The 20,465-nt window shown below is 52.9% G+C and carries 16 protein-coding genes and 1 other annotated feature; all 16 genes read right to left on the bottom strand.

The window, feature by feature from the left end:
• Positions 1-21: 21 nt before the first annotated feature.
• The 16 genes from radC to hemA all read right to left on the bottom strand — a co-directional run bounded on the left by radC (position 22) and on the right by hemA (position 20,414).
• Positions 22-711 carry a RadC family protein gene (gene radC / locus AB4Z33_RS05220; protein WP_442048914.1) on the bottom strand — a complete coding sequence of 230 codons (690 nt, stop codon included), beginning with the start codon at positions 709-711 and terminating at the stop codon, positions 22-24.
• 241 nt (positions 712-952) lie between these two features.
• Positions 953-1,582 (bottom strand): Maf family protein, encoded by a 630-nt coding sequence (locus AB4Z33_RS05215; protein WP_442048913.1) that lies wholly within the window; start codon positions 1,580-1,582, stop codon positions 953-955.
• Between the two features lie 78 nt (positions 1,583-1,660).
• Positions 1,661-1,903 carry a DUF4321 domain-containing protein gene (locus tag AB4Z33_RS05210; protein WP_337099541.1) on the bottom strand — a complete coding sequence of 81 codons (243 nt, stop codon included), beginning with the start codon at positions 1,901-1,903 and terminating at the stop codon, positions 1,661-1,663.
• A 61-nt stretch (positions 1,904-1,964) separates the two neighbouring features.
• Complete coding sequence (locus AB4Z33_RS05205) at positions 1,965-3,404, bottom strand: SPOR domain-containing protein (RefSeq protein ID WP_442048912.1); 1,440 nt, start codon at positions 3,402-3,404, stop codon at positions 1,965-1,967.
• Between the two features lie 348 nt (positions 3,405-3,752).
• On the bottom strand, positions 3,753-5,147 hold the full coding sequence (gene murC / locus AB4Z33_RS05200) for a UDP-N-acetylmuramate--L-alanine ligase (RefSeq protein WP_442048911.1): 1,395 nt from the start codon (positions 5,145-5,147) through the stop codon (positions 3,753-3,755).
• 7 nt (positions 5,148-5,154) lie between these two features.
• Positions 5,155-6,540 carry a bifunctional folylpolyglutamate synthase/dihydrofolate synthase gene (locus AB4Z33_RS05195; protein ID WP_442048910.1) on the bottom strand — a complete coding sequence of 462 codons (1,386 nt, stop codon included), beginning with the start codon at positions 6,538-6,540 and terminating at the stop codon, positions 5,155-5,157.
• Between the two features lie 26 nt (positions 6,541-6,566).
• Positions 6,567-9,227 (bottom strand): valine--tRNA ligase, encoded by a 2,661-nt coding sequence (locus AB4Z33_RS05190; protein ID WP_442048909.1) that lies wholly within the window; start codon positions 9,225-9,227, stop codon positions 6,567-6,569.
• 53 nt (positions 9,228-9,280) lie between these two features.
• Positions 9,281-9,539: a binding site (T-box leader), on the bottom strand.
• Positions 9,540-9,931: 392 nt separating this feature from the next.
• On the bottom strand, positions 9,932-11,365 hold the full coding sequence (locus AB4Z33_RS05185) for a LysM peptidoglycan-binding domain-containing protein (RefSeq protein WP_442048908.1): 1,434 nt from the start codon (positions 11,363-11,365) through the stop codon (positions 9,932-9,934).
• 189 nt (positions 11,366-11,554) lie between these two features.
• Positions 11,555-12,508 carry an RluA family pseudouridine synthase gene (locus AB4Z33_RS05180; RefSeq protein ID WP_442048907.1) on the bottom strand — a complete coding sequence of 318 codons (954 nt, stop codon included), beginning with the start codon at positions 12,506-12,508 and terminating at the stop codon, positions 11,555-11,557.
• 108 nt (positions 12,509-12,616) lie between these two features.
• Positions 12,617-13,918, bottom strand: a complete 1,302-nt coding sequence (hemL, locus tag AB4Z33_RS05175; protein WP_442048906.1) for a glutamate-1-semialdehyde 2,1-aminomutase — start codon at positions 13,916-13,918, stop codon at positions 12,617-12,619.
• Positions 13,919-13,922: 4 nt separating this feature from the next.
• A complete protein-coding gene (gene hemB / locus AB4Z33_RS05170) occupies positions 13,923-14,921 on the bottom strand; it encodes a porphobilinogen synthase (RefSeq protein WP_442048905.1) in 999 nt (332 codons plus the stop codon).
• 16 nt (positions 14,922-14,937) lie between these two features.
• The gene (gene cobA, locus AB4Z33_RS05165; protein ID WP_442048904.1) at positions 14,938-16,488 is read right to left on the bottom strand and encodes a uroporphyrinogen-III C-methyltransferase; all 1,551 of its coding nucleotides are present in this window, start codon (positions 16,486-16,488) and stop codon (positions 14,938-14,940) included.
• Between the two features lie 3 nt (positions 16,489-16,491).
• A complete protein-coding gene (gene hemC / locus AB4Z33_RS05160; RefSeq protein ID WP_442048903.1) occupies positions 16,492-17,457 on the bottom strand; it encodes a hydroxymethylbilane synthase in 966 nt (321 codons plus the stop codon).
• A complete protein-coding gene (locus AB4Z33_RS05155) occupies positions 17,441-18,139 on the bottom strand; it encodes a precorrin-2 dehydrogenase/sirohydrochlorin ferrochelatase family protein (RefSeq protein WP_442048902.1) in 699 nt (232 codons plus the stop codon). The genes hemC and AB4Z33_RS05155 overlap by 17 nt, the downstream gene beginning before the upstream one ends.
• 34 nt (positions 18,140-18,173) lie before the next feature.
• The gene (locus AB4Z33_RS05150; protein ID WP_442048901.1) at positions 18,174-18,986 is read right to left on the bottom strand and encodes a cytochrome C assembly family protein; all 813 of its coding nucleotides are present in this window, start codon (positions 18,984-18,986) and stop codon (positions 18,174-18,176) included.
• A 45-nt stretch (positions 18,987-19,031) separates the two neighbouring features.
• Complete coding sequence (gene hemA, locus AB4Z33_RS05145; protein WP_442048900.1) at positions 19,032-20,414, bottom strand: glutamyl-tRNA reductase; 1,383 nt, start codon at positions 20,412-20,414, stop codon at positions 19,032-19,034.
• Positions 20,415-20,465 lie beyond the last annotated feature (51 nt).

The following is a 20,465-nucleotide window of genomic DNA, read 5'->3' as shown; positions in this document are numbered from 1 at the left end:
TGCACAATCCCTTATATTATATTACATATATCCTTGTTCCTTCAAACTTACAAAACGCGCGTCCCCGATGACCAGATGATCCAATACCTCGATCCCGACGAGCTCTCCCGCTTCCACCAGTCGTTTCGTAAGCGCAATGTCTTCCGGACTTGGCGTTGGGTCGCCGCTAGGATGATTATGGACACATATAATCGACGCGCTGCTGCGCTGAATGGCTGCTCGGAATACTTCGCGAGGATGAACCAGCGAGGCGTTGAGCGTACCTACAGACAACGTTTCTTGGGCAATAATATGATTTTTGGTATTGAGAAACAGACAAAGGAAGTGCTCCTTCTTCAAATAACGGAGCTCCTCCATGACATAGTCAGCTGCATCCTGCGGCTTGCGAACCGTAACCGTTTCCTCCAGCTTGCTCCGCGTAATGCGTCTGCCTAGCTCGATGCCGGCGCGCAATTGCAGCGCCTTTGCCGGTCCGATGCCGCGGATAGCGGTCAATTGCTCCATGCTCATATCCATCAAATTGCGCAAGCTCCCGCACTGCTGCAAGACCGAACCCGCTAGATGAATCGCGGATTGCCGCTGCGTGCCGGTTCGTAATAAGATAGCCAGCAGCTCTGCATGGCTAAGTGCTTCTGCCCCATATCGCATCATGCGCTCTCTTGGACGTTCTTCATGGGGGACATCACGCAAAACCGAGTATTGCGGCTCCATGTCCCGATCCCGCCTTCGCTACATTAGATTTCTCTCATATCCTGCCTAATTTTTGAAAAAAAATGCTTTCAAGGCCATTCTATATTGTATGACCGCATCTTGCGGTAGCAAATCGACGACTTTGAGCTAACCGGCTTCCATCAAACTCTGACAGGCATGTGTTATCCGCCTATCGGGTTGTTGCATGTGTTCCATTCACATTTGTTTTCATTCGCATAACGTCAAATACTCATTCATTCCTTCAAAACACAGCAATGTCATAACGCGCCAGCATGTCCGAGAGCAGCGACAGCGGCAATCCGACGACGTTGAAGTAACAGCCGTCAATGCGTTCGACTATCGTTGCGCCGAGCCCCTGAATGCCATAGGAGCCCGCCTTGTCCATCGGTTCGCCCGATGCGACATAATTCGCGATCTGCTTGTCGTTAAGCGGCTTCATCCACACCCTCGTCATACGGTGCATGACAATCGTCTCGCCATTCATGGAAGGTACGCAGGCCACCCCTGTATAAACCTCATGGGATCGCCCTTGCAGACGCTGCAGCATATGCCTCGCATCTGCTTCGTCCTTCGGCTTGCCGAGCACTTCTCCGTCTAGCACGACGATCGTGTCTGCTCCAATAACGAGCGACGGCTGGTTATCGGATTCATTTTGCAGCATGTGGACAGCAGCGGAGGCTTTCCGCAAGCTGAGCTGCTCGACGACATAATCCGGTTTCCAGCCGAGTTCAATCGATTCATCGGTATCGGTAGACAAAATATAAACCGGCAAGGAAAGGCCCAGCGATGCAACCAGTTCCTTCCGGCGCGGTGACGAAGAAGCCAATACAATCCGGCTTATCGGTTCATTGCCTAGTTGTGTATGTCCCATTAATGGATGACTATGCTCCTTCATTGCTGCCACCGCGGCTCGGCTGTGTCCGGAAATAGGAAAGTACGCTTGGGCAGCTTATATTTTGCGGTAAAGCCAGATAGCAATTATAGCACCTATGATGCTTAGCATGCTAACTTGCAGATGAATCGACAGATTGAAGCTGAGTACATATAAATCGATTGCAGGCGACCAAGCAGCCTCAAGCGGATCCGTAAGAAATGATATTCCCGGAACCGGAGTAAGCCATCTGGCAACCAACGCGCCGGCTAATAAGCCTAATACGATGAAAATGAGTAGGATCCAGCCGTTTTTCTTCATCTTTCAACGCCTCTCGCCACGAAATGACACCTGAATCTATTATACGCAGATCCCTATTCGTTTACAATGCGCTGATGGACTCAAACCACCCTTTTTGTGCAATGACCGCTGCCATTAACGAGGATTGCGCAGACCAGAGATGTGACGCGGAAGGTTTCTTGTCATATTCAAGCATCGCTTTGGCCGCATTGTCTAGAGCAGTGACGATAGAGTTCAGAAATGCTAGATTTTCCGCGGACTTCGTGCCTTTCTGCATAATCGGCACCGCCTGTTTCCACAGCTGGTAATTGTTCTCCCATGCAACGGATGCGGCATCGCTAAGCGGCGATAGAGTCGGTTGCTCGAGCTGCGCCAGAGCCAAATCATCCAACATTTGGACGACGTCTCTCGTCCGCTCGAAGAACTTCTGGGCATCTGCGGCATCGCCATCGAAAGGAAATTCGCCAGGCGCGGTGACCGTTAGTACCTTAACGAACAGATCGGTATCCGTCATCGAGGCACGCAGCGCTGTCGCTTGATCCTTATTTCCGGCGATTCCGGCGAATACGCGGTAATCATCCTTCGTCGCCAGCGCCGCGGCGGCAAGCCCCTTGTCCTTCAGTTGGGCGAGCGCCGTATCTCTGCCTTCCGTGTTGCTGAACACGCCGAATTGCAACAAATAGTAGGTTTGGTCAAGACCAGTCAATGCGGCCATTGGTCCGTCTGTTAACGGGCCTCTCTCATCAGGCAGCGTTTCATTCGGATCGGAATCAGGATCGCTGACTCCCACTCCGCCTGTTGCGGGCTGATCGACATTCGTATCAACGGCAGGGGACTGTTTGCCGTCTGCCGTTTTCTCGCCGCCGGGCAGTACGGGCGACCCTGTGAACAGCGACAGCAGCAAATAACCGAACAACGCTCCCGTTGCAAGCGCGCCTGCGACAGATAAAAAAACATTGAACCAAGATGGCGGAGACGATGGTCTTTTGTAACGAACGGCTTTGTATTTACCTTTGCTTCTGCTTAAATCCTCTATTTCATCATAAAAGAGTTCGTTTGAAGCCTCGTAATTTAGTCCGTTGTCGGCTTTAGCCGCGGCTGCCAAAGGTTTCCTCTCTGCTTCGCTATCATCGATAGGCAGCAGGACAGATTCGAACGGATCACCTTCGGGCGGTGCTAGAGGAGCATCCAATTTATTTAGTAGAATCGGTCCTTGGAATCCATCCTTCGCCGAAAAATTAGGCGGCAGCTTGCCTGAAGCATTCTCTTTCGAATTCGGCTCTATGTCGCGAATTAATTGCTCCAACGCCACAATGTCCTCCTGGAACGGGCTGTTCCAGGGCGTCAGCTCGCTCATAACGGGCGATTCATGCGGCGGATATAGAGGCACGACATTCGACTTCGCCGGACTCCCCGCATTCTCCGCATGAGTATCCGTACGCTTAGCCTCCTTGATAGGTTTATCAGTCACGTTGCGACCTGCCTGGTCAAAACGATAGGTAATCCGGTTTTTTGAGCTCATGCAAATCTCTCCTTGTCCCATAGCTTCTGCTAGTATTCTATGAGACAAGTGAGAGATTTAGACCGACGAAGGATGTTAGCCGGCCTTCTAAGACGTTCACCCTAACTTTCCAGGTCGTTTCTCCCCACCTAAATAGACTAAGGAACCGGTATAGCGTTATTTGCGGATATATTCGAGATGTGAGCGTGTAACGAACCTAGTAAACGCTATTTGAACTTTAGCCCCACGATTCAATCAAACTTCTCCAAAATAGCGACTTCTCGTTTCCTTACACTTGTGCGCTTAAATAACATAGGGCCGTCCCCGCAGCCTACTGGCTATTGGGACGGCCCCTTATCGTATATATGTTTAGTTGGCGGCCTTCAACGACTTGGCGAGCTGATCAGCTACTTTCCAAATGTCGCCTGCGCCCATCGTTATGACAAGATCGCCCGGCGCTACGTGCTCCGTCAAATAAGAGAGGACGTCTTCCTTGGTCGGCAGATATAGAGTGTTCGCATTGCTGTTGCTCTTAATAAGCTCAACGAGCTTATGCGAATGCACGCCTTCGATCTGCTGCTCGCCCGCCGGAGAGTAGATGTCGGTAATAATGACTTCATCTGCTTCCGGGAAAGCGCGGCTGAATTGATCGAACAAGAAGAATGTCCGCGTATACCGCTGCGGCTGGAATACGGCAATGATCCGTTTGCCCGTTGCTTTGGCCGCACTGATCGTCGCTTGAATCTCTGTCGGATGATGCGCGTAATCGTCAATGACCAGAATGTCATTGACTTCCCCGAGCACCTGGAAGCGGCGCTTCGCGCCGCTGAACTCGCGAATCGCTTCGGCGATTTCCCGGAACGACAATCCCGATTCCAAGCAAGTGATCACGGTCGCCATTGCATTGTATACGTTATGGCGGCCTGGAACGGACAGCACGATCGTACCGAGAGATGCTCCGTTATGGGTCATATCGAACGATACTTTGCGGTCGCCCAAGACGATATTGCTCGCTTTATATTCCGCTTCGCCATCGATAGCGTACGTCACAAGCTGCGATTCGCCTTCCGCTCCCGTATACACAAGCGGGATCAGTTCCTTCACATTATCGTCATCCGCGCATACGATAGCTTTGCCGCCGGATTTGACTTGCTGCAGGAACTGAACATACGCTGCCTTCAGCTTGCCAAAGTCTCCGTCATAATTTTCCAAATGGTCTGGCTCGATGTTCGTCACGATTGCAAGCGTAGGGTGATAATGCAAGAACGACCCGTCGCTTTCGTCGGCCTCCGCAACAACGTATTCGCCTTTGCCTGCCTTCGCGTTTGTACCTAAGTTAACAATCTCGCCGCCGATAATGTAAGTCGGATCAGCATTGCAGGACTCCATAACAAGGGCAATCATCGAGGAAGTCGTCGTCTTCCCGTGCGCGCCTGCAACGGCGATGCCTTTACCGATATTCATCAATCTCGCCAGCATTTGCGAGCGGTGCAGAACAGGGATGTTAAGCTGCTCCGCCGCTCTCCGCTCGACGTCGTCCTTCGAGATCGCAGTCGAATAAACGACCAAATCTGCTCCATTCACATGCTCGGGCTGATGGCCGATATAAATATCGGCCCCCTTCGCCGCGAGCTTCTCCGTAAGCTCCTGACGCGCGACATCGGAACCGGTAACCTTATAGCCCATTTCCAGCATGACGCGGGCTATGGCACTCATTCCGTAACCGCCGATTCCGATGAAATGAACGTGTTCTGCCGTATTCAAAGACGGTTCACCAACCTTTTTCAGAATCCGAGTTGTACAATATGCGGGAGCGAACGTCAGCAATCAAATATAGCGTGCCTGTCACGACCCCAAGGTCTGTTTCCCCGGTTAACTGTTGTAATTTTTGAAGCGCAGCGCGGTAATCCGGCTCTACGATGAGCTCGAACGAGCTTTCCGCAGGCTGTTGATTATTCATATCGCTAACGATAGCAGCTAACGCGGGTGCATCCATCTTCATTCGAAAATCAGGCTCGGTCAATATAAGCGTATCCACTATTGGTAGTATATGCTTGAGTACATCCTGATGATTCTTATTCTCCAGCATCCCCATCATGAGATGAAGACGGTCGTACTTATACGTTGACCGAAGCGCGCTTACGAGCGTCTCCGCGCCTTCCGGATTATGGGCTCCGTCCAGCAAAATACGCGGCGAGCGCGAAACCATCTCAAGTCTGCCCGCCCAAGCTGCTGCCCGAAGTCCTTCCTCCAGCGCTTCATCCTCTACGACAAGCGCATTGTACTGACGCAGCACCTCTAGCGTCATGACGGCAACTGCCGCATTCGTTCGTTGATGCGCTCCGTTAAGCGTAATCGTCAGCGGCTCGATCGAGCGGAATAATCCGTCGAAGCGGAAAGTCTGCTCGTCTTCCTGAACGGAAACGGCCGTCTCGCTGAATTGCTCGCCGAGCAAATAAAGCGTGCTATGCTTACCGGCAGCAGTTTGCTTAATAACAGCTACTGCCTCCGGTTGCGATACGGCGCTAACGACCGGAATGCCGGCCTTAATAATGCCTGCTTTCTCGCTCGCGACTGCAGCAAGTGTATCGCCGAGACGATCCATATGATCATGTCCGATGTTCGTAATGACCGACACAACCGGATGAACGATATTCGTTACGTCCAGCCTGCCGCCGAGTCCGGTCTCCCACACGACATAGTCAGGATACGTCACTTTTGCGTAGAACAAAATAGCAAGAGCCGTCGATACCTCGAACATGGTCGGCGAACCGAGCTCCGTCTCTGCAATTGCCTCGACATGCGGCTTCAGCTCATTCGCAAGCTTCAGCAGCGTCTCTTCCTCAATATCCACGCCATTGTATTGAAAGCGATTCGTGAACTTCGTAATATAAGGCGACGTGAACGTACCGACATCATAACCGCTCTTAAGCAGCACGCTTGTCAAGTATGAGCATGTCGAGCCTTTGCCGTTCGTACCGGCAACGTGAATGAACTTCAATCTGCGATGCGGATTGTCCAGCAGCTCCATCAGCTTCTCGATCCGGTCAAGGCCCGGACGGATGCCGAATGGGATGAGGCCTGTAATCCACTCCACCGCTTCAGTATAGGAATGCAGCGGCCCTGCCGGCCGCTGCTCGTTGAACTGTTCCGTCATACGTATCGATCCTTCTTCCCTTAATCTCAGCCGCGCAATTCCGCAATACGTGCCGCTACCTTCTCGCGTTTCTCCGCATAATCGGCCATCTTCGCTTTTTCCTCTTCGATGACTTTAGCCGGTGCTTTCGCTACGAAGCCTTCATTGCCCAGCTTCTTCTCCACACGCTCAACTTCGGCCGTCAAATTCTGACGTTCCTTCTCAAGACGGGCGATTTCCTGCTCGATGTCAATCAAGCCAGCCAGCGGCAAGTAAAGCTCCGCTCCCGTAATGACTGCTGACATCGCTTTGTCCGGAGCATTAATGTGAGTTCCCGTCTCCAGCATCGATGTGCCGCAGAACCGTTTGATGAACTCTTCATTGCGCGCGAGAATCGCCGCTTCCGCTTCGCTCGAAGGCTTGATGAGAAGCTCGACCTTCTTGCTCATTGGCACATTCACTTCTGCGCGAATATTACGCACGGAGCGGATGAGGCCCATCAGCAGCTCCATCTCTTTCACTGCTTCAGGCGCTTCAAGCGCCGCATCGTATACCGGCCATTCCGCAAGCGTGATCGTCTCGCCGACATGCGGCAAGTGCTGCCAAATTTCCTCGCTGATGAACGGCATGAACGGATGAATCAAGCGCTGCGTACGGTCAAGCACATAAGCAAGGACGGACTGCGTCGCTTTTTTAGCCGCTTCGTCTGTTGAATATAGGCTGAGCTTGGCAAACTCGATATACCAGTCGCAAAGATCGTCCCAGATGAAGTTATTGAGCAAACGTCCCGTCTCGCCGAACTCGTAGCTGTCGATTAGGCGGGTAACATCGCGCACCGTTTCGTTCAGACGATGCAGGATCCAACGGTCGGACGTGCCGAGATTAACCGTAATATCGATATCCGCTGCGGTGAACCCTTCCAGGTTCATAAGCGCGAAGCGTGATGCGTTCCATATTTTGTTGGCAAAGTTGCGCGCCTGCTCGACACGCTCATTGCGGTAACGCAAGTCTTGACCTGGCGTGCTGCTCGTTGAGAGCATATAACGCATAGCGTCCGCGCCGTACTTCTCGATAACATCGAGCGGATCAACGCCGTTGCCAAGCGACTTGGACATCTTCTGCCCGTTCTCGTCGCGGACAAGACCGTGGATCAGCACGTCCTTGAACGGAATTTCGTCTGTGAATTCAAGCGCCGTGAAGATCATTCGCGCTACCCAGAAGTAAATGATGTCGTAGCCCGTAACGAGCACGTCTGTTGGGTAGTAGCGCTTGAATTCTTCCGTCTCCTCCGGCCAGCCAAGCGTCGAGAACGGCCACAAAGCAGAGCTGAACCAAGTGTCCAGTACGTCGTTATCCTGTGTGAACTTTGCGCCCTCCGTATTTTGAACGTCGTCGCGCGATACGGTAATCTCGCCGGTAGCATCGTTGTACCATGCCGGAATACGGTGTCCCCACCACAATTGGCGGGAAATACACCAGTCACGAACATTTTCGATCCAGTTCATATAGATCTTTTCGAACCGCTCAGGAATAAAGTTCGTGCCCTTACCCGATTTTTGGGCCGCAATTGCCGCTTCGGCAAGAGGTTTCATTGCAACGAACCATTGCGTCGACAAATACGGCTCAACAACGGCGCCGCTGCGCTCGCTGTGGCCAACCTGATGCACATGCTCCTCGATGCGGATGCAGATGCCCTGCTCCTGCAAGTCCTTCACGAGTTTCTTGCGGCAATCCGTACGATCCAGACCTTCATAAGGACCTGCTTGATCGTTCATTGTGCCCGTTTCGTCCATGACAATAATTTGCGGCAGGTTATGACGTTGGCCGACCTCGAAGTCGTTCGGGTCATGAGCAGGCGTAATCTTAACCGCGCCGGAGCCGAAGTCCTTCTCCACATATTCGTCCGCAATAATTGGAATCTCGCGTCCAACGATAGGCAGAATGAGTAATTGGCCGATAAGATGCTTGTAACGATCGTCTTCCGGATGAACCGCTACAGCCGTATCGCCAAGCATCGTCTCCGGACGAGTCGTTGCGACCGTTATGAAGCCCGAGCCGTCCTTAAGCGGATATTGGAGATGGTACAGGTTGCCGTTCACTTCTTTGTATTCTACTTCGATATCAGAGAGCGCCGTGCGTGCCGCAGGATCCCAGTTGATAATTTTTTTGCCGCGGTAGATGAGGCCTTTCTCGTACAGACGGACGAATACTTCGCGAACCGCCTTGGAGAGACCTTCATCAAGCGTGAAACGCTCTCTGGAGTAGTCAAGCGAGAGACCCATCTTGCCCCATTGATCACGAATCGTGTTCGCGTATTGATCCTTCCACTCCCATACCTTCTCCAAGAATGCTTCGCGTCCGAGATCGTAGCGGCTAATGCCCTGTTCGCGCAGCTTGCTCTCAACGCGAGTCTGCGTCGCAATGCCGGCATGGTCTGTTCCCGGCAGCCAAAGCGCATCATAGCCTTGCATTCTCTTCGTGCGAATCAAGATGTCCTGCAAAGTAAAGTCGAGCGCGTGCCCGATATGCAGCATGCCGGTTACGTTCGGCGGCGGAATAACAATCGTATAAGGCTTCGCGTCAGGACGCTTGCCMGCTTCGAAAAACTTGCCCTGCTGCCAATAGTCATACCATTTCTGCTCGGCTGCCTTCGGATCGTAAGTCGTCCGCATTTCCGTAGACGTAGTCGTYGTTTGATTTTCTGACATTCATTCCATCCTCCATACATCGATATAAATACAAAAAAACCTCTCGCCCTCATATAAAGGACGAAAGGTTTAGCTTCCGTGGTACCACCTTTGTTTCACGCAAAAAAAGATGATTCGCGCGACACTCGAACAGATAACGGCTGCAGCCGGCCTGACTTAGGCGGGCGAGAGATGCATTGTTTCGCAAACTCTCCGCTTGATCCAGGCAACTCCGGGGCGACCCGTAGCAGTCACTTCCTGCAGAACCTCTCAGCGTAACGGTTCCGCTCTCTGAAGGCTTCACTGCGTACTATTCCCCTTCAACGTCATTATGACACTTATATGTATACATAATACCGTTGTTATGCGCTAGAGTCAACTTTAAGGGGTGAAAAACCCATCTTGTTGACATAAATCTCACCTCGTGTAACAGCATATTTGTTCTTATACAGAGAAGCTGGGCGTGAGATCGCTCTGAAAGTGAATATAGGCTCTTACAGCACGATTAGGAAGTTCGATTACACACGCATGCCTTGTGTAAGAGCATATATGGTCTTACAGTGAGAGACTGGGTTTGTGATCTCCCTGTATGTGCATATAGGCTCTTACAGCGAAGATACGAAGTTCGATTACGTTCGCATAGTACGTTTCATGAAAAAGGTCCCTCACTGTTCACGAATGAACGAGTGAAAGGACCCATTTTTATTGATTAAGGAATAGGTGTTTCACGGAATATAAAGCAGTTGCCCTTCCGTCACGGCCGATTCATTAAGATTATTGCGAACTAATATTTCTCGAGGATTAATGCTGTAGCGAAGCGCAATCGCATCAAGCGTCTCATCGCGCTGAACGATGCATAACCGGATCTTGCGGAATTCATTCTCCTCTGCATTGCGGCCGAGGAATAAGTTCTTCCACTCAATCTCGTCGCCGGACGACAGCGCACGCGCATCCTCAGCCGCTTGCTGAGTGGCGATCTCTTGCTCGGCTGCCTGACGCGCAGCTTGCTCGCGGCGGCTCGTCTGGAGCAGCGTCATAATGCCGACATTAGGCGGCTGTTCAGCCTGCTCCTCCGGAGGTTTGCTTGAGAGCGCGACGCGCGGCTCTTGCTTCTCAGGCTGCTGCACGACTTGCTGTACAGCTTGCTGAGATGCTTGCAGAGCTTCCAGCTCCGCCTCAAGCTCGCGCTGAGCTTGCTCTTCAAGCGCCAGCAGCGCATACGCTTCGGCGAAAGCAGCCTCTTCCTCCGCTTGCTCCTCTGCCTGCTCCAGCTCTTCATTCCGATCCTGCTCGGTGATCTCGCTTGGTTCGTCCACATATTGAGATGAAGAGGCGAGCCACCCGTCATCGCTATTCTGCTGTGAGGCAAGCGTAATCTCCCGCTGCTCCTCCTGAGGCTGTCTGTCGTTCACCGCGAATAGCTGTGAAGACGACCAGCCTGAATCATTAGGAGATGAGGAAATCGACACGGTTGCCTCACGCTCACGCTCAATCTCATTCTCATTCTCCCGTTCCTGCGCTTGTGCTTGTGCTTCGGCGATTTGTTGCTCGAAGCCCTCCGCTGACGCATAGAAGGACTCGTCCTCTGCTATGTACGCCGGCGCCTCTTGTTGGAATGAATTGTCCCGTATAGGCTCCTGTTCCTGTTCCTGTTCCTGTTCGTGTCCCTGTTCCTGTTCGTGTTCCTGTTCGTGTCCCTGTTCCTCTCCGGGCTGCTGCGAACCATAGAAACTCCGTTCATGAACGACCGTAATCGGCTCTTCTCTCCAAGCCTCCTCAGGCTCTTCCACAGGATCGACGGAGATGCCGCGCAACGACAAGACGCCAGTAACGTTCAACGTTCTGGCTGACAGCAAATCCACATCAAAGTTRTCGATATCGATGGAGATATYGTCCAGCCGTGAAATTCGGTTCATCGGCAGCGTAATTTCAACCGGAATCCCGTGCTCCAGCACAAGCGGCGCTTCTTCCGCATTTTGCCCCCGATATACGCCGCTTAGAAGCAGCTGGCCCTTCAATACCGCATGATCCCCCTGATCGATCACTTGGATGCGTGGAACCAGCTCGATTTCCTCCAACTCATCGATAGCCGCAACGTCGTCCGGCAGATGAACGCGCTCATACACATCAAAGCGTAACCCACTCGTTTGTTCCGACACGCCTAAGTCCTCCCTTCTCGTACTGAATGCTCGGAAGCGTTAACGGCTACCGCCTTCCGCAGGACGGCAAGAAGACCGTTACGCAAGCCATATAAGATGAGGATGGGCACAAAGCTTATCCTCACTTATATTTAAAGTTACATTCACTACTTATCTATATGGTTGGATAGGCTAGAGCATGACTTTTATTTACATGCCGCTGACGGATGATACGAGCTTTTCCAGCCAAGACGGCCACGGTGCAACGACTTCTATCGTCTCCCCAGTCCATGGATGAGGGAATAGCAGCCGCTCACCGTGCAGCGCTTGGTGGGTTAGCAGTCGCGTGTTTCCGCCATACATCTCATCGCCAATGACCGGGTGACCTATATAGCTCATATGAACACGAATTTGATGCGTCCGTCCCGTCTCTAGCCGAACGCGGACAATCGAAGCTTTCCCATACGCCTCCACTCTCTCATAGTGAGAAACGGCATGCTCGCCCGATGGCGTTACCATGCGCCTAGCTCTATGATGACGATCCTTGCCGATAGGCTCGTCAATCGTTCCAGCCCGCTTCGCAAGCTTGCCTTGAACGACCGCAATATATTGCCTGTCAATCGCCTTGTCCCGCATCGCTTCATCGAGATTCCACTGAGCCAGGTCGCACTTCGCATAGAGTACCGGTCCAGACGTGTAATCATCAAGCCTATGAATATGGCGCAGCGGCAATGGATCCTTCGCTTTCAGCGCATGCCTTGCGGCAGCTTCATCCAGCGTTCCCCGCTCCCCCGCATACGTCTCATGAACCTTCATCCCTGCCGGCTTATGGAACACGACGCAGAAGTCGTCCTCGTATAGCACAGGGGGAATATCGATCGTCGGTCCCGAAATCGCCTGACGATAGAAAGGATGCGTCTTCGGATCAACAGCCGGGAACGTAAGCAAACGCAGCTTATCGCCTTCCCACTTAATGCCGCCGACCGAGAACAGCCGATTCACCCATTTTTCCGAAAAGAGTCCTCTAGCAAGCAGCCATTTCCTCACTTCATGCGGATGGCTTCCGGCTGCTGGCTGCGCAAGCTCCCCTGCTCCCTTATCGGCATCAGCAAGCGCCGACCAGTCTAGCTCGAGCCATTCTCCATTACGAACTGCTTGTTCCATTCTCATTGCCGCCTCCTATGTTCATCTCGTCCCACAACAAACCCTCCTAATGCCTGCTGCTATGCAATGCAATTAAGAGGGTGTGGCGAGCTAGTTATATCTCATATGCTACAATCTGCTGAATGCGATATCATGCGCAGCAATCGTTGCAGCAATGTCTTCATCCGAATGAGCAGCCGATACGAACATACCTTCGAATTGCGATGGCGCAATATTGACGCCAAGGTCAAGCATAGCTGCGAAGTAAGCCTTGAAGCGAGTAATATCAGACGTCTTTGCCGTCTCGAAGTTAATGACGAAGTTGTCCGTAAAGAATGGACAAACCATCGAGCCAACGCGGTTAATCGTATTMGCAATACCGTGCTTACTGGCGTTCGCTTCGAAGCCGAGCTGCAGCTTCACAGCTTGGCGTTCCAATTGCTCATACACTTCTGGCGTTAGCAGCTTAAGCGTCGTATAGCCAGCCGCCATAGCCAGCGGATTGCCCGATAGCGTACCTGCTTGGTAGATCGGGCCGCTTGGCGCGATCTGCTCCATGAGCTCGCGCTTGCCGCCGTAAGCGCCGACCGGCAAGCCGCCGCCGATCACTTTGCCGAAGCAAGTCAGATCCGGCGTTACGCCGTACAGTCCTTGCGCACAGTTGTAGCCGACACGGAAGCCGGTCATTACTTCGTCGAAAATAAGAATAGTACCGTATTTCTCCGTCACATCGCGCAGTCCTTGCAGGAAGCCGGGCAGCGGCGGTACAACGCCCATATTGCCGGCGATCGGCTCCACGATAACGCAAGCGATCTCCTCGCCGAACTTCTCGAACGCCAGCTTCACAGATGCCAGATCGTTGTACGGGACGGTAATTGTATGCGAAGCGACATGCTCCGGGACACCCGGACTGTCCGGCAGTCCAAGCGTTGCGACGCCAGAACCCGCTTTGATCAGCAAGCTGTCGGCGTGGCCGTGGTAAGAGCCTTCGAACTTCAGTATTTTGCTGCGTTTCGTATAACCGCGCGCGAGACGCAGGGCGCTCATCGTCGCTTCCGTTCCCGAGTTGACCATACGGACGATATCCACCGATGGCACACGCTCTACGACAAGCTCGGCCATCAGCGTCTCCAGCTCGGTCGGAGCTCCGAAGCTCGTGCCTTTCTCGGCTGTACGCTTGATCGCTTCAATCACTTCCGGATGCGCGTGACCCATAATAAGCGGCCCCCATGAACCGACGTAATCAATATAGCTGTTGCCGTCAATATCGTAGACGCGGCTGCCTTCGCCGCGCTCCATGTAGACGGGATTAAGATCTACCGACTTGAATGCGCGCACCGGACTGTTCACGCCGCCGGGGATTACTTTCTTCGCCCTTGCGAATGCTTCTACGGAACGCGCGTTGTTAGCGATACGAGATTGGTTGCTCATCTGGTTAAGCCTCCCCTTTCAGCCAGCGCGCAGCGTCTTTTGCATGGTACGTAATGATAATATCAGCGCCTGCGCGCTTCATACCCGTGAGCGTCTCCAGCACAATCGCCTTTTCGTTAATCCAACCGTTCGCTGCCGCTGCCTTCACCATCGAGTATTCAGCGCTTACGTTATAAGCGACAACCGGCAAATCATAGTTTTCTTTCAGCAAACGCACGACATCCAAGTAAGCCAGTGCCGGCTTCACCATGAGCATATCCGCGCCTTCTGCTACATCCGATTCCGCTTCGCGCAGCGCTTCGCGTACGTTAGCCGGGTCCATCTGATACGTCTTGCGATCTCCGAATTGCGGCGCGGAATGTGCCGCGTCACGGAATGGACCATAGAACGCAGATGCGTATTTCACGGAGTAAGACAGAATCGGGATATCGCTGTAGCCCGCTTCATCAAGCCCGCCGCGAATCGCATGGACGAAGCCGTCCATCATATTCGAAGGCGCGATAATATCGGCTCCCGCTTCGGCTTGCGAAATTGCCGTACGCACAAGCAGCTCAAGTGACGCATCGTTATCTACGGTAGCCTCGCAGGAATGCTCGTCGACATGAACGACGCCGCAATGGCCGTGATCGGTAAACCCGCATAAGCATGTATCGGCAATAACGACAAGCTCAGGCGCCCATCCCTTAATCGCACGGATCGCTTGCTGCATAATGCCGTTAGCGTCGTAAGCCGATGTGCCGACTGCATCCTTATGCTCAGGAACGCCGAACATAAGCACCGACTGAACGCCGCTTGCGACAACGTCGCGAATTTCTTCCTCAAGGCGATCCATCGAGTAATGGTATACGCCCGGCATTGAAGGAATCTCTTCCTTTACGTTCACGCCATACGTTACAAAAAGCGGATATATAAAGTCATTAGCGCTTAGCACCGTCTCGCGCACCAGGCTGCGAAGGCCAGCTGTGCGGCGCAATCTGCGATTTCTCACTATAGGAAAGCTCATCTGAATAGTTCCTCCTCTACACGTTCGCTTTGGCCGCGCGATAGGCGGCAATAGCGTCTATTAAGCTGTCTATGGTCGAATGTTCAGGCTCAACCGTTACGGAAAGTCCCGCATCTATTACCGTCTTCGATGTGATTGGACCGATACTCGCGATCGGTATGCCTGCGAGATGTTCAGCCGGATCCTCAATGCCTCTGCGTCTAAGCAATTCAAGCAGATTCGTTACCGTAGACGAGCTGGTGAACGTAATCATATGAATCCGCTTCTCGCGTAACCACTCCAATGCCAGCTCGTCCTGCGTATCCGCCAGCACGGTCTCGTAGACATCAATCTCCACTGCTTCAAGTCCCTTAGACTGAAGCTCTCTTGGCAGCACCTCGCGCGCCAAATCGCCACGCGGCAGCAATACTCTTTCGCCGGCTTTCAAGTGCGGATCGAGCTGCTCCAGCAGTCCCTCAGCATGGAATTGAACAGGGAGTTCTTCGAACGTCAAGCCGCGCATACGCAGCGCCTCGGCCGTCTTTGGACCGACGGCAGCAAGACGAGCGCCGTGGAACCGCCGAATGTCGATGCCGAACCGCTGCAGCCAGCGGAAGAAATAATCGACGCCGTTCACGCTCGTGAACATGACCCAGCTATAGCTCTCCGCTTGCTCTAGATGCGTTCTTAGCATACCTATCGCTTCTGCATTCGAAGGCTCTTGCGTCTCAATAACCGGAAACTCGCAAGGCTCGCCGCCTAAGCTCTCGATCTGGTCGGCGAGCTCGCTTGCTTGCGCCCGTGCTCGGGTAACCAGTATTCGCATGCCGAACAACGGCTTGTTCTCATACCATCTCAGCTTCTCCCGCTGCAGTACAACCTCGCCCACAACGATGACCGCCGGCGGCTGGAAGTTCGCCTCGCGGACGATGGCTTCGATCGTTTCGAGCGTACCGACGATCGTCTGCTGCTCCACTCTCGTCCCCCAGCGGACAAGCGCAACCGGCGTTTGYGGCGGCTTGCCATGCTTGATCAGCTGATCGGCGATATATCCGATCTTCGCAACGCCCATCAGGAAGATGAGCGTTCCTGTCGCATTCGTCACTTTGTCCCAATGAATCGAGCGGTCGAGCTTGTCCGGACTCTCATGGCCCGTTATGATCGATAGCGACGAAGCAAGATCGCGATGCGTTACCGGTATGCCCGCATACGCTGGTACGGCAATCGCCGATGTAATGCCTGGCACGATCTCGAACTCGACGCCGTTATCGTACAGCAATTCGGCCTCTTCTCCCACGCGGCCGAATATCGTCGGGTCGCCGCCCTTAAGGCGCGTAACGGTCTTGCCTTGAAGCGCCAAATCGACGAGCAATTGATTGATTTCCTCTTGCTTCATCGTGTGTCGGTCAGGCAGCTTGCCTACATAAATTTTCTCCGTGCCCGGCTTCACATGACGCAGTAGCCGAGGGCTGGCAAGCCGATCATACACGACGACATCGCACAGCTCAAGACATTCGCGCCCGCGAACGGTAATGAGCTTCGGATCGCCGGGACCGGCTCCGACCAAATAAACTTTCCCCTTATTCACCGGTCATCCCCCAATTTCCGCTAAAATACGATCAGCGCCGCGCGCGATAAGCGCTGCCGCCACATCCCGTCCAAGCTGTTCGGGATTCATCCCCCTTAACTGCTCCTTAAGCAAGGTCTCTCCGTCTGGCGAACCAACCATGCCGGTCAGCTCCAACAGCGGCTCGCTTCCAGCGTCATCCACCAATACGGCATATGCGCCGATCGGCACTTGGCAGCCTCCGTTCAGCGCGCCAAGGAAACTGCGCTCTGCGCGGACGGCCAGCTCGCTTTCTCTATCGTTCAACAGTGCAAGCAACTCTCTGATCTGTGCATCATCGCTCCGACATTCGATGCCGAGCGCCCCTTGGCCTACCGCAGGGATACAGACATCAACCGGCACGGCTGCCGAAATGCGATCCTGCCAGCCCATTCTTGTCAACCCAGCCGTCGCCAACACCACCGCATCGAAACCTTCCGTCTCCAGCTTACGGATACGGGAATCGATATTGCCTCTGATCGACTCGAGCTTGAGGTCCGGTCTAGCGTTCTTGAGCTGGCAAGAGCGGCGCAAGCTGCTCGTTCCGACACGCGCTCCAATCGGCAAGTCTGACAGGCTATGCAGGCCGTCCTTCATAACCAAGCAGTCCCTTGGATCGACGCGCAGCGGAATGGCTCCGTTCATTAAACCTTCTGGCAATTCATAGGGCATGTCCTTCATGCTATGTACCGCCAAGTCGATATCGCCATCGATGAGCGCTTGCTCAATTTCCTTAACGAACAACCCTTTGCCGCCTACCTTGGACAACGTAACATCGAGAATCCGGTCGCCCTTCGTCACGATCTTCTTTACCTCGAACGTATAAGAGAAGCCTTGCTCGTCGCTGAGCTGCTGCAATTGATCGATCACTTGTCCTGTCTGCGTAAGCGCAAGCGCGCTCTGTCTCGTTCCTACAACGATCACTCGATGTGCATTAGCTGTTTCCTTCATTATGTATGCCTCCCGTTATTCCGATGCGACGCAGCAGGCTGTTCAGCCATTCATCGTCGCTGCCTTCTACTTCTTCCCCGCTATCCGCGACTGAAGCACCGCTCTTCGCGTCCTCAGCCGCCTCTTCCGCCGCTAGCTTCAGTATAGCCTGTTTAGCTACTCGATCTATCTCACTGTTCATGACAATTGTTCGCAAACGGCGCAGACGGTCCACTGCTTCTATGTAACTTTCCCCGTATTGCGTTTCCAGCTCCTTCTTTATCGCTGCCGCTAGCGATGGACTTGCGCCGGCTGTCGTCACAGACAGCAACAGCTCGCCCCGGCGAATGACGGATGGTGCGAGAAAGTCGCCTTCGTCGTAGGAATCCGCCGCATTCACTAGCGCGCCATAACGCTTGCCGTCAGCTGCAACAGCAGCGTTAACTTCCTTATTTCCTGACGCCGCGAATAATAGCCACGCTCCGCTTGCATCGCTCTCTTTGTACCCTCTAAGCTCAATCCGCAGCTTGCCTTCCTCGGCAAGACCGGCCAGTCGCTCCGTAACCGCTGGACTGACGATCCTTACATCGTCTGCCCCGGCTTCCAGTAAGCCGATAACCTTTCGCTCTGCTACGCCGCCGCCGCCGATAACGACGATTTTTTTGCCGCGCAATTGGAGCACGACCGGGTAATAGCCATTCATGCTTGATCCCCCATAGGATTGACCGAAATGATCATTAATGAAACCTTGAAACGTAATTGGAGAGCAAATTAATAAGCAACATCAGGAATGAAGCAATATAAAGCCATGCCATCTGCGGTCCCGGCCGCTTCTGCGCGGCACGTTGATAGACGAAAATGATAAATAAAACTAGCGTCGCAACAGATGTCAGCACCTTAAAGTCCAGCAGCAGCGCGGATCTTCCTTCTACGATTAACGACACTGCCGCTATCGCAAGCGACATTGCAAGCAGCGGTACGCCAACGATCACTGCACGATCCATATATCGCTCCATCATTTCCAGGCTAGGCAGCCTGCGAACCGCTTTGGTCCACTGCTTGCTCTTCAGACGTTTATGAAGAAACAGGTACATGCCGGCAAACAGACCCCCGAAGGTCAATACCGCATAAGCGCATAATACGAGACTAATATGAACATAGAGCAGCTCTCTTGTTGTCTGCCACAGCTCGGACGACTGACCGCTGTTCGTACTGCTGTACAGATTAAGAGCAAGTACGGCGAATCCGATCACATTTACGAAAAAGACGATAAAGTCGATTTTGAAAAACCGGCTTATAACGAGCGACACCGTAACGAGCAGCCATGAGAACCAAAGCCAATATTCGAAAGTAGATACGGGCGTCAGCTGAAAATGCGATACGGTTCTTACCGTAACGTAAGCAGTCTGCAAAACCCAAACAAAAATAAGCAGCCCTGTACCTATCCGCTTCGCTTTCCGGCTCGCATTCATGAAGTCGGAGAAGTAAAACAGAAGGCTCAGGGCGTAAACATAAAGTATCGCGTCGTACAGTACATTTTGTGTAACCATAGCGCCTCCATATTGCGGCCCTCAACTAAATTTCGCGGGCATCCTTTACTGAATAGCAGGTGCCAGCGCCGCGGCAGGTGCATGGTCTTGTACGTTTTTGGTTTGTGTTGCAGTCACAGGCCCCGATGCCGCTTGAAGCTCTGTTTGCCGCGTTTTTGTCATTTGTTCCTCAAGCGCGAACAGCTTGACGAACATATCCATCGCTTCGTCCGCTTTCTTCTCGCCTGCCATTTCCTTAATGCGCAGGATCGGGTCCTGCATCATTTGATTGACGATGCTTTTCGTCAGCTTGCGGATCACCTTCAACTGATGCTCATCGAGATCCGGCAGCTTGTTCGTCAAGCTGTTCATCGTTTCTTCGTGAATATCGGCGGCCTTCGTCTGAAGAGCACGAATGAGCGGCACGACGCCCAGCGTCTTGTACCATTGCTCGAACAGTCCGATTTCTTCGACGATCATCGTTTCGATCTTGGCTGCTTCAAGGCGGCGCTGCTCCAGATTACTCTCCACAATGCCCTCCAAATCGTCAATATCATATAAAAAGACGTTGTCTACCGCCGCAATCGACGGCTCAAGATCCCGCGGAACAGCAATATCGATCATGAAAAGCGGCTTCGACTTTCTGCGCTTCATCGCTTCAGCAACCTGCCCGCGGGTGAGGACATAGTTCTCAGCTCCGGTGGAGCTAATGACGATATCCGCTTCATGCAGCCGCTGCGCCGCTTCCTCCATCGAGTAGGCCACGCCGTTGAACTTGTCCGCCAGCTGCACAGCACGTTCGTAAGTCCGATTCACTACAATAACTCTCTCAGCGCCGTTCGCGTACAGATGCTTCGCTGTCAGCTCGCCTGTTTCGCCCGCACCTAGCACCATAACCGTCTTTTTGTTGAATTGTCCAAATATCCGCTTGCCAAGCTCTACTGCTGCGTAGCTGACGGATACAGCCGATTCGCCTATCGTCGTCTCGGTATGCGCCCGCTTCGCCATCGTTAGCGCTTGTTTGAACAGATGATTGAACAGCGTTCCCGTCGTCTTGAGCTGCTGAGCCTGCAGAAACGCGTCTCTCACCTGACCCAAGATTTGCGTTTCGCCAATAATCATCGAATCAAGCCCGCTTGTTACTCGTAATAAATGCTCAATCGCTTTGTCATCTTCATACATATATAAATGGTTCGTGAACTGCTGTCTCGGCAGATTGAACCACTTCTCCATAAAGCTGCGAATATAATGACCGCATAGATGATGCCTGTCAACGACTGCATACATTTCCGTACGATTGCAGGTTGCTACAATGACACACTCCATGATGCTCTTCGTTTGAATGAGCTGCTTAAGCGCACCCGGCAATTCCCGTTCCGCGAATGCGAATCTTTCTCTCACTTCAACTGGAGCCGTCCGATAATTGAGTCCTACTGCGATAATGTGCATGCGCGATCACCTGCCTCCTTCTCTTGTCCGTCATAACCTTGATGTTATCGG

Origin of the sequence: Paenibacillus sp. 2TAB19 (genome assembly GCF_052115185.1) — a bacterium.
In the GTDB taxonomy this organism is placed as follows: Bacteria; Bacillota; Bacilli; order Paenibacillales; family Paenibacillaceae; genus Pristimantibacillus.
This window is presented reverse-complemented; position numbering and strand designations above follow the sequence as displayed.